Source organism: Peribacillus sp. P4_D6, assembly GCF_056401795.1.
The window spans coordinates 1-4,028 of record NZ_JBFUIQ010000219.1 but is presented as its reverse complement, the minus strand read 5'-3'; the positions used below and the strand labels follow the sequence as shown (position 1 = coordinate 4,028).

Below are 4,028 nucleotides of genomic sequence, written 5' to 3'. Positions count from 1 at the left end.
CTGCCCGGAATAAGAGAGCCCTTAATTTCTTTCGTCCCCGTTTGGTAATCTTGGTCTGACCTTTGTGCTTTCCTGATGTGTTTTCTTTTAAACTTAAACCTGCTAATTTTACGATTTGGCGAGGATGTTGATAGTCTCTGAGGTCGCCGACCTCTGCGAAAAACCCTGCTACTGTATCTCGACCGATTCCTGACACCTCTAACATCTGTGTGACACCTGGGATATGGTCTAATAACTGATCTAATTGATGATCTATTTCTTCGAATTTCATTTGAATAAAATCATACTTCTCTAGTAAAGCTCTCAACTCTAATTTCGCCATAGATGCCCCTTGACGAATACCAATCGAACGATTGGCTGCTTCTTTAAGTGCTCGTATTTTCTTTAAGCCTATACTGCGTTTTACCACTTGTCTTAGGGAAAGTAAGAGCTCTTCATCCGTATACTTTACAAGTTCATGTGGCAAAGCTTCTAGCTTTAGAAAATGAATAGCTGCCTTGCCTTCCCAACTTTTRAACACCGTCAAAAATTCGGGAAAGTAACGATCAAGCCAGTTATGAACTTGTCCCTGAACGACCTGTAAATCAACATTGAGAAGATCGCGAAGTTTTTTGGCCACTCGGAGTTCTGCATAAATTCCACGTGGAATTGTTGGTTCGGCGTATCTTCCGTCTTTGACTAACTGTGCGATGACTTTTGCATCTTTCACGTCATTCTTTGTAGGTGAATTATCGTCTAATTCTTTACTTCGTTTAACATGTAGTGGATTGACTGATACGAACTTAATATTATTCTCTTTTAGAAGATGAGCTAGATTTAACCAGTAGTGACCGGTTGGCTCCATCCCTACAATCACTTGATTTAACTTACACCCTTTAACAAGTTGGGTAATCCAATTTAGAAACGAATGAAATCCTGCTTTCGTATTTTCAAAGAAACACGTTTTACCTAGTTCCAATCCTCTAAAATCTTGTGCTCTCGCGACATGATTGTGCTTGGCTATATCTACTCCGACAATTAAGGTTTCAGAAGTAATTTGAGAGATTTTATGATTTTGGTTATAATTCATTGTGAGACCTCCAAATAGATGTATTGTCCTTTTTAGCTGGCCAGCTCAGGACACATTCATCTTATCAAGAGGTCTTTTTTCGTTCAAACCTCATTTTCAGTTATTACAGGAATGCTGCCCCTATAGTTGCATAAAGAAAAAGCTGCCTTAAAGGCAGCTCCGATCTTCAGCTAACGCACCTGTTTTTTCAGAAATTTGTCCTTATAAACGTCGCGACTTTATTTTAAACATCCCATCTTTTTTACAAACATCGTGACTTTATTTCAAAGCCACAGCATGATGGTTCAGTAGCAACCAAGAACCTTCCTACATAAGCTGATTTTCCTTTTATTATTGCAAAATAGATGCAAACAATTTACAAAGAAATGGGGTTTAGTGGTAAGCCCACTTTTATAGAGAGGTTACATTTATTAGATTGGTATAAAGTGTATTTTGCTGAAAGACAATAATATTACCCAGCTACTCCACTATTCCAACTTAAAAGGCCCTTCTCATAATCGAGAGGGGCTTTTTTGTTTTATAAAGGTAAATCAAAATTTAGGTCTAACCTTCTTAACTAATGTAGATTTGAAACAAAGTTTGATCAAATTAATCTAAGAAACCTAGATAAATGAATAAATAGAAAGAGCATGTTTTGAAAAAAGATTATTCAAAACATGCCCTTATGTCGTGGGTTGAGGGCGGGCGTACCAGGCGCGGGCGCGGGCTCGGTGTCAGTCTTCGATTGCCTGGTAGACCATCGTCCAGAAGTCGTGGATAAGCTGCGCTGAATCCGGGGTGGACATCCCGACCTGGGTGAGCAGGATTCCGGTAAGCTGTTTGTCCGGGTCGGCATACGCCGTGGTGCCGGTTCCACCGTCCCAGCCGAACTGGCCGATGGACGCATAGTCACCACGGTAGGTGCGCACCGCCATCCCGAAGCCCCAGCCGCCGTGCTGCCCTTGGCCGTGCGACAAATGGACGTTGTTTTTGGCCAGGGCGTCTCGGGCGGTTTGTTGCTCGGGCGTGAGGCGGTTGGTGGTCATCAGCTGGACGGCGGGCCTGGACAGGATCCGTTCGGTCCCGTGCATCCCTTGGTTCAGCAGCATCCGTAAATACGCGTGATAGTCGTCGACGGTTGAGAGCATCCCACCGCCGCCTGCTTGGAACGCTGGAGGTCGGCTGTAGCGTCCGCCTGCGGCCTCGTCCCACACGATGAACTCTCCGGTCTGCGGATCGGGATTGAAGGCGGGCGGCAGCCGGTCAATCTTGTTGGCGGGCACGTAGAAACCAGTGTCCTTCATCCCCAGCGGATCGAGGATGCGTTCGCGCAGGAACGTCTCGAACGTCTGACCCGTGACTCTGGCGACGAGCACGCCGAGCACTTCGTTGCTGACGTGGTATTGCCATCGCTCTCCGGGCTGGTAGCTCAACGGGAGTGTGCCCAAGCGGTGCATCCACTCATCCGGCTCGGGCAACTCCGCCCCTGGCGTGTCGTATATCCCACTCTCGAAGATCGCGTTCAGGATCGGGGAGCCCATTAACGTAATATCCACTCCTAGCCCGAACGTGGAGGTCAACAAGTCCCGTACGGTGATCGGCCGCCGTGCCGGCACGGTGTCGTCCAGCGGGCCGTCGGCCCGTTTCAGCACCTGCCGGTCGGCGAGTTCGGGCAGCCACGTATCTACTGGGTCGTCCAGATGCAGCTTGCACTCGTCGAGCAGGATCATCACCGACGCGACCGAAAGCGGCTTGGAAGTGGACGCCAACCGGAAGATCGTGTCCCGGCGCATCGGCGCGCCACCGTCATGGCGCATCGTGCCGATCGCTTCGACGTGCGTCTCACCGTACCGGCTGACCAGGGCGACGAGCCCTGGAATCTTCCCGGACTCGACATGCCGTGCCAGCACGTCGCGCATTCTGCGTAGCCCTGTTTCGGATAAGCCAGTGTTGCTTTGTCCCGTTGTAATCTTTTTCATTTGGTTTCCCTCTCTTTACTTTTTTATCAGCCCTATTGTTCTACAATTTCTCTTTTGTTATCAATGCTTAAAAGCGTGTTCGATGCATCAAAGAGACTGAATATTGGCAATCAAAAGATGACTCACCTCCTGTTCTGGGTAATCAGAATCGAGAAATGTCCTGCACTTAGCATAGATTATTCTCGGTTTCATCAAATTCAAGGTCACCATTATTCCGTAAGTAATCTTCTTTGACAACCGTTGTCTTGCCCGCCCCATTGGAGCCGAGCAGGGCGAAAATACTGCCCTTATCCATTTAAGCTCCCACCTCAACATTACCTAATTATGTATATTCTAGAAGTAAATACAAATTCCTTCTTCAACTATCCTGCCCCGTTAGTTCCATAAGAAACGTCTATGGCGGCGATCCTCGCCGCCACCATCTATCACGAAACCCTGCTCATTACCCCAAAATAAAGTCTAACCCATTAAACCGTTGACAATAATGGTGATAACAATACAACCAGGCTGAACYTTTTTTGGTGGATCTTAAGGAGATACCCTGTATAAGAAACTGGTTGTGACAGTATGGAAGAACCATTTAGTGTACTGCTAGTACGTATACAAAAATTTTTGTAACAAATCTCCTGTCATATGTATTGTTAATCTTTTATTGAGGTGATTCTCCTATGGAAGCAATGATTGAACGGTGTGCTGGCCTAGATGTACACCAAGAAACAGTAGTAGCCTGCGTATTATTTGGTCCATTAGAAAAAAAGCCAAAAACCTCTATTGAAACGTTTTCAACTACAACAACGGGACTGTTGGCTTTAAGTGATTGGCTAGCTACCCTTCAGGTATCCGATGTTGTGATGGAAAGTACCGGAGTCTACTGGAAACCAATATGGAATATACTCGAAGGATCTTTTCACCTTGTTCTTGCCAATGCCAGGCATGTCAAAAATGTTCCAGGGCGTAAAACTGATGTGAAAGATGCCGAATGGCTTGCCAAGCTTCTAAGA

General features: G+C 46.3%; 4 protein-coding genes. 1 reads left to right on the top strand and 3 read right to left on the bottom strand.

Annotated features, from left to right (window positions below):
* The 3 genes from AC1DVB_RS25695 to AC1DVB_RS25685 all read right to left on the bottom strand — a co-directional run.
* On the bottom strand, positions 1–1,069 hold a 1,069-nt coding region (locus AC1DVB_RS25695), incomplete at its 3' end, for an IS110 family RNA-guided transposase (protein ID WP_477591600.1).
* Positions 1,070–1,782: 713 nt separating this feature from the next.
* Positions 1,783–3,027, bottom strand: a complete 1,245-nt coding sequence (locus AC1DVB_RS25690) for a serine hydrolase domain-containing protein (RefSeq protein WP_477591598.1) — start codon at positions 3,025–3,027, stop codon at positions 1,783–1,785.
* Between the two features lie 166 nt (positions 3,028–3,193).
* Entirely contained in the window at positions 3,194–3,322 is a 129-nt protein-coding gene (locus tag AC1DVB_RS25685; RefSeq protein ID WP_328118692.1) for a hypothetical protein, read from the bottom strand.
* A 373-nt stretch (positions 3,323–3,695) separates the two neighbouring features.
* On the opposite strand from AC1DVB_RS25685, the gene AC1DVB_RS25680 reads away from it, so the two are divergent.
* A partial coding sequence (locus AC1DVB_RS25680; protein WP_477591596.1) for an IS110 family transposase occupies positions 3,696–4,028 on the top strand: 333 nt, incomplete at its 3' end.